Raw genomic sequence first — 5,516 nt, forward strand, 5'->3', positions numbered from 1 at the left:
GATATTCAAGCCTCACAGAAACCTCCAGCAGTTCATCAGCACTTTCAATAAGGCGTATACTGTAGTGTTTGACGATGATTTGACAAATTACACTCAGACATTCAACAATTCCAGCCTTCTAATCACTGATTACTCATCAGTATTTTTTGATTTTGCATATCTTAAAAAGCCAATTATCTATTATCACTTCGATGACAGCTATCATTTTGACCAGGATAAATCATATTTCAAATATGAAACTGACGGTTTCGGTCCGGTTGCTGAATCTCATGAGGAAATCAAAAAATTCATCATGAACTATATTGAAAACGACTGCAGAATGGAAGAGGAATATCAAAATAGAGTGGACAGCTTCTTTAAATATCATGACAAAAACAATTCCAAAAGGGTTTATGAGGAAATCCTTAAATTGGATACCTATTACTAATTTTTTTATATTTCAAAATACAAAATTTTAATCATGGAATTCATAGATGTTTTACTCAAGAGACGGTCAACAAGAAAATTCAATGACAATCCCATTACCAAGGATGAACTTGATAAAATCCTAAAAGCAGGTCTTCTGGCACCGTCAAGCATGAACAGAAAACCAATCAGTTTTCTCGTAGTTGAAAGGAAAGAAACATTAGCTGAACTTGCACAGGCAAAGGACCATGGTGCCGAACTTTTAAAAGATGCTGACAAGGCTATTGTAGTTATTGCAGATACCATGATTTCTGATACATGGTGTGAGGACTCATCAATCGCTTTGACATACCTGCATCTTGCTGCAACCGATTTGGGAATCGGCAGCTGCTGGGTTCAGATTCACATGAGAAAAAAGGATGGAGTCTATGCTGAAAAAGTAGTAAGGGACATCATCAAAATCGATGAGCACTACAGAATTGCGGGCATTATGGCTTTGGGCCACTCCGATGACATTCCCCAGCCTCACACAATGGATGACATTGACAAGGGCAAAATCCACTTTCTTGTATAAGCTACTTGACACCCTTGTCAAGTGACAAAATCTTTAAATATCTACCTGAATAGAATATGGATTAGGAGTTTTCAAAATGCATGTAAAAGATTTATTGGATTATTTGGATTTAAGACTGAAGTTGCCTCAGCACTGGTATTCAACAGACATCGGGCCTGAATTTGAAGATCCGACACTGGTTGAAAATGATGAAATTGTTAAAATAGAAGCCCCAAGTGGGGATAGGAAAAAGGTCATTGTCATTGATGTCAATGACGGAATGAGTATCGTTACAGTTTTTCCAGACAAGAAAGTCATCGGTGTTAAATATTTAGAAAACAAGGATGATTTTGAATATATCGGAAAACCGTCAGAGCTTTATTTCTGATTCTTTAATTTCAAAACAACCACACCACTCACTACACCTACAAGAGCACCAACAAACACATCGAATGGATAGTGAACACCAACATAAACTCTTGAAAATGCAACCAAAAGTGCAAATGCTATTAAAAGAGTTATCAAAATTTTATTGTCCCTTAAACACCAAACCAAAACGGTCACCACACTCATTGATGAAGAGGAATGTCCTGACGGAAATGAATTCGGTTCCGTTGGAACGACCAGCTGGCGGACATGCTCAAGAACGGTAAACGGTCTTGGACTGTGATATGTAAGTTTCAAGCATGCCGCAATAATTCCGGATAGGACAAGTGCATAAAAACACATTTTAGCAATTTCCAGGTATTTTTCCTTTTTGTAATACCTTAAAACCAGAATTGCCAATATGCATAAGACAAGCAAAGTTACAAATCCTCCGCAATCACTTAAATGTGGCATTATCACATCGAAAAGGGGATTTGCAAGGTCATTGTTAATAAAATAAAATAAATCAATGTTTAAATTCATCAGTATTATTTTTAACATTTAAATTTAAATAGGTTTCTCATGCACAAATGTAATTGACAAAATATTTAAATAGATTTAAAATATATTTTTAAATACCGAATATTAGGAGGTTTCTACTATGGCTGATAAAAAAGCTCCTGCAGACGGCTGGCCAGTAATCAGTGGAGATTACATTGTCGGCGATCCTGAAAGTCCGGTTGCAGTAACAACCCTTGCTTCCCACATAGAAGCTGAACTTTCCGGTGCGGCCATTGCAGGACCGTGCAAGACAGAGAACTTAGGTATTGAAAAGGTAGTTGCAAATATTATTTCAAACCCTAATATTAGATTTTTAATTTTGGCTGGCGCTGAAGTACAAGGCCACATTACAGGTCAGAGTATTCAGGCATTATATGACAACGGCGCAGACCCTGACAAGAAAAAGATTATCGGGGCTACAGGTGCAATTCCGTTTGTTGAAAACGTTCCCCTTGACGGTATCGAAAGGTTCCAGAACCAACTGGAAATCATTGACCTGATTGATACTGAAGATATCGGAGCGATTCAATCCAAAATCAACGAATGTGTTGAAAAGGATCCCGGCGCTGTTGAAGGAGAACCAATTGTCATGGAAGTTGATGAGGAAAACGAAAAAATGGTAATTGTATCTCCAAAAGATAAAAAGGACAAAAAAGAAGCTGAAGAATAGTTTTTCAGCTTTTATTTTCTATTTTTTTTAAAATGTAACATAGTTTATTGTATGTTGCAGTTGCTTTTTTCACCGCTGCACACATTCATCATTATGCTTTTTCTTAAAATATGCAATAAAAAAGCAAAGGTTTATATATAACCTAAAAGAGAATACTATTTACAGTGGTAATAGGTTGTATTTTTTAAGAAAATTTACAAAAAAACAAAAGTTTTATATACTATTACATACAACTTATTATTACAAAGATGCATTTACTAATAAAATGCAGTTGCATTTAGAAAGTTTATTTCTAAAAAAGATTGTCGAACGCCACCACAGAAGTGGAAATTTATAAAAAAATAGTAGGTGATAACTATGAACCATCATGAATCAGTAAACTGGAGCGACAAAGTAAAAAGTCTCGATAAAACCATAAGGGACGAAATAGGTATCGAAGGCGAAAATGAGGCTAAAAATATCTTAATCAAGGTACAGACAAAAGCCTCAGAGCCAATAGAACCAGCATTCATTGTAGGAGAGGATGATTTGTTCCTTGATTTGTTTGTGCTTTCACCGCAGGGCTCAGGAATCACATCAACCGCAGTGCTTAAGGACAACATCCAAAGCGTTGGAGTGATTGGAGGAGTGTCTGCTGAAAAGGTAAATCCGGATGAAATTCCAGAAACACCCCTTTTGGATGATGTGAACGGATTGTATCAGTGAGGTCAAAATGAGACACTACCGAAAGCCAAAATTCCGGCATGATAATGAGTATTACAGGCGTGAACAGGAGCTGAACCGCAAGATCAGGGATTTCCAGAATAAGTATTACAGTCTCCATCATCCCTCAACACCAGACCAATACAGGGAGATGGACATGCTGAGAAGAGAAATCAAATATCTCTTTTCCCTTCAGGAATCCCAGGTTTGGCAAAAGTCATACAATCGCAAACACGCTTATTTCGACCAGCTCACCTTGTTCAAATCAATGTATATGATGTGGAAACGCGATACGGCATTCACATATATGGAGGAGTACCACGACGTGCCCCATCACATTTCAATGTGGGCACAATACATTGGTGCAAACTGGGTTTCAACACCTGTGTTTGGAACCTAATCTTTTATATTTTAAAGTCAAAAATATAAACCAAGAGGCAATAACATGAACAAAGTAAAATTAAATGATATCGCAGAAATCCAAACAGGTCTTTCATATAGGCGATATCTTCAGGAAGACGGACAGGAATTCAGTGTCATAGTCCAGAGATCCATCCAGAAGGACGGAATATTAAAGGACTTTGAAAAGGTCAGCCTAACTCCCGAAAACATCAAACCACACCATTTCACCAAACCAGGGGATGTGCTGATGAAAATGCCTTATCCGTATGACGTTGTTTGTGTTAGCCATCCGGGACTGGTGGTAAGTGACAGGATAGCTATTATCCGCCTAAACCCTCACCATGATCCTTCTTTTATAGCTCACTTGCTCACCAATGCCCATGTCAAAAAGCAATTGTACGAGCTTTCAAGCACCGAAAGGATTCCTCATGCATCACTAAGGCAGATTAAGGAAATTGAACTTGTCCTGCCAGATAGTGAAACACAGAGAAAATACGGAAAACTTCTCGACACCATCAACGAAAAGTTATACGAGGACCAGAAGGTTGTTGAATATGACAGGAACCTGAAAGAGGGAATCCTCAATAGATTGTGGGGTGAATTCTAATGAACCGCCGTCAAATGTCAAAAAACTTTAAGATATTGAGAAACATCCTTTCCAAAACCCGCCAGATAGAAATATCACGGGACATGTCATACGTCATAATCTATGCATTTCTGTACAAATACTGCTCTGACATGATGAAAGACCACTTTTTAGGCATCATTGAAGACAAGCCAATCACACTCGACGAGGCCTTTGGAAATGAAGAATGTCAAAGACAGTTCAAGGCCGATGCGTTCAACATGTTCGGATACTATATTCCAAAACCGGAACTGTTTTTGGATGAATTAATTAACGAGAAGTATTCTGAAAGCTTCTTCATTCACGAATTCCTCACGGCGTTTTCAAAGAATGTTGAATTTCCTGAAAATTCGTTGTATGGACTATACTTTGATTTCATATTTGATTCTCTTAAACATGGAATCAATATAAACAAATTTGAATTTGAAGGTGAAAATCATCTGATTGTTAAGGATCTGGTCTATACAATATCCAAACTGGATATTTTTGAAAATGAATTTCCCTTTGAAAGGGTATTTGACAGAATCTGCGATTCAAATATAATAGACATTGAGAAGGACCCTGAATACATAAATTCAATACTTTCAGGCATCATAACTTCTCAAAAAACATGTCTGGATGATGTTTACAATCCATTCTTAAATGATGCCTCTTCACTCATTGAGTTGGCCCGTAGCTATGGTAATGGAATGACACATATTTACGCAAAAGGATTTGACAGAATCCGATACTGTGCTGCAATCGTCAAGTTCTTCATCAATTTCTTTGATTTGGAAAACATATCCCTTGACTATGGTAATCCGCTTACTGCAGTCGATATATCAGAAGCGGAATTTGATGTTATCGTTTCTCGAATACCTCCAATCACACCAACACGTTTCAGGAGACTTAACAGTGTTCAAAATCAGGAAATCATCAAAAGAAAAAACAGGAATAAGATAAAAAGCATGCTGAGCGAATCATTCGGAATTGACGAGGATGCATTTGATAATGATCCTGAACTTAACATCACTATTAATAATCTTGCAAGAAAAATGGCGGCAGGCAAAAATCCTGTCGATGAACTGACTGGAGAGTATGAAGTTTTAAAGGATAGTGAGTATCTGTTTTTATTGAATCTAATAAACAGCTTAAAAGATGATGGGATAATGGCGATAAGTCTGTCCCAGGGCTTTTTAAATAAAAATTCCCTTGAAACCTTAAGAAAATATCTGACAGTTGAGAAAAACTAT

At 37.1% G+C, this 5,516-nt stretch carries 8 protein-coding genes and 1 pseudogene; 8 read left to right on the plus strand and 1 reads right to left on the minus strand.

Going from position 1 to position 5,516, the window contains the following annotated elements:
* The 3 genes from ACJMLH_RS05985 to ACJMLH_RS05995 all read left to right on the plus strand — a co-directional run.
* A partial coding sequence (locus tag ACJMLH_RS05985; protein WP_405275717.1) for a CDP-glycerol glycerophosphotransferase family protein occupies nt 1–427 on the plus strand: 427 nt, incomplete at its 5' end.
* 33 nt (nt 428–460) lie between these two features.
* Nucleotides 461–979, plus strand: a complete 519-nt coding sequence (locus ACJMLH_RS05990) for a nitroreductase family protein (RefSeq protein WP_405275719.1) — start codon at nt 461–463, stop codon at nt 977–979.
* 76 nt (nt 980–1,055) lie between these two features.
* Nucleotides 1,056–1,346 (plus strand): hypothetical protein, encoded by a 291-nt coding sequence (locus tag ACJMLH_RS05995; protein WP_405275721.1) that lies wholly within the window; start codon nt 1,056–1,058, stop codon nt 1,344–1,346.
* Here ACJMLH_RS05995 and ACJMLH_RS06000 read toward each other — a convergent pair.
* Nucleotides 1,337–1,867 carry a phosphatase PAP2 family protein gene (locus ACJMLH_RS06000; RefSeq protein WP_405275723.1) on the minus strand — a complete coding sequence of 177 codons (531 nt, stop codon included), beginning with the start codon at nt 1,865–1,867 and terminating at the stop codon, nt 1,337–1,339. The two genes, ACJMLH_RS05995 and ACJMLH_RS06000, sit on opposite strands and share 10 nt — an antisense overlap.
* A gap of 118 nt (nt 1,868–1,985) precedes the next feature.
* Between ACJMLH_RS06000 and mtrA the strand changes: the two are divergent.
* The 5 genes and pseudogenes from mtrA to ACJMLH_RS06025 all read left to right on the plus strand — a co-directional run.
* Nucleotides 1,986–2,501: pseudogene (gene mtrA / locus ACJMLH_RS06005) on the plus strand (tetrahydromethanopterin S-methyltransferase subunit A); the annotation flags it as partial.
* 411 nt (nt 2,502–2,912) lie between these two features.
* On the plus strand, nt 2,913–3,260 hold the full coding sequence (locus ACJMLH_RS06010) for a hypothetical protein (protein WP_405275725.1): 348 nt from the start codon (nt 2,913–2,915) through the stop codon (nt 3,258–3,260).
* Nucleotides 3,261–3,414: 154 nt separating this feature from the next.
* Nucleotides 3,415–3,657: a hypothetical protein gene (locus ACJMLH_RS06015; RefSeq protein ID WP_405275727.1), complete on the plus strand. Its 243-nt coding sequence runs from the start codon at nt 3,415–3,417 to the stop codon at nt 3,655–3,657.
* Between the two features lie 45 nt (nt 3,658–3,702).
* Complete coding sequence (locus ACJMLH_RS06020; RefSeq protein WP_405275729.1) at nt 3,703–4,266, plus strand: restriction endonuclease subunit S; 564 nt, start codon at nt 3,703–3,705, stop codon at nt 4,264–4,266.
* A partial coding sequence (locus ACJMLH_RS06025; protein ID WP_405275731.1) for a hypothetical protein occupies nt 4,266–5,516 on the plus strand: 1,251 nt, incomplete at its 3' end. The genes ACJMLH_RS06020 and ACJMLH_RS06025, both read left to right, overlap by 1 nt.

Origin of the sequence: Methanobrevibacter sp., from assembly GCF_045116495.1 — an archaeon.
Classification (GTDB): Archaea; Methanobacteriota; Methanobacteria; order Methanobacteriales; family Methanobacteriaceae; genus Methanocatella.

What these genes read in the sequence shown, in the direction of transcription:
- ACJMLH_RS05990 (WP_405275719.1), top strand. Translation starts at nt 461, where the DNA reads ATGGAATTCATAGATGTTTTACTCAAGAGACGGTCAACAAGAAAATTC.
- ACJMLH_RS05995 (WP_405275721.1), top strand. Translation starts at nt 1,056, where the DNA reads ATGCATGTAAAAGATTTATTGGATTATTTGGATTTAAGACTGAAGTTG.
- ACJMLH_RS06000 (WP_405275723.1), bottom strand. Translation starts at nt 1,867, where the DNA reads ATGAATTTAAACATTGATTTATTTTATTTTATTAACAATGACCTTGCA.
- ACJMLH_RS06010 (WP_405275725.1), top strand. Translation starts at nt 2,913, where the DNA reads ATGAACCATCATGAATCAGTAAACTGGAGCGACAAAGTAAAAAGTCTC.
- ACJMLH_RS06015 (WP_405275727.1), top strand. Translation starts at nt 3,415, where the DNA reads ATGCTGAGAAGAGAAATCAAATATCTCTTTTCCCTTCAGGAATCCCAG.
- ACJMLH_RS06020 (WP_405275729.1), top strand. Translation starts at nt 3,703, where the DNA reads ATGAACAAAGTAAAATTAAATGATATCGCAGAAATCCAAACAGGTCTT.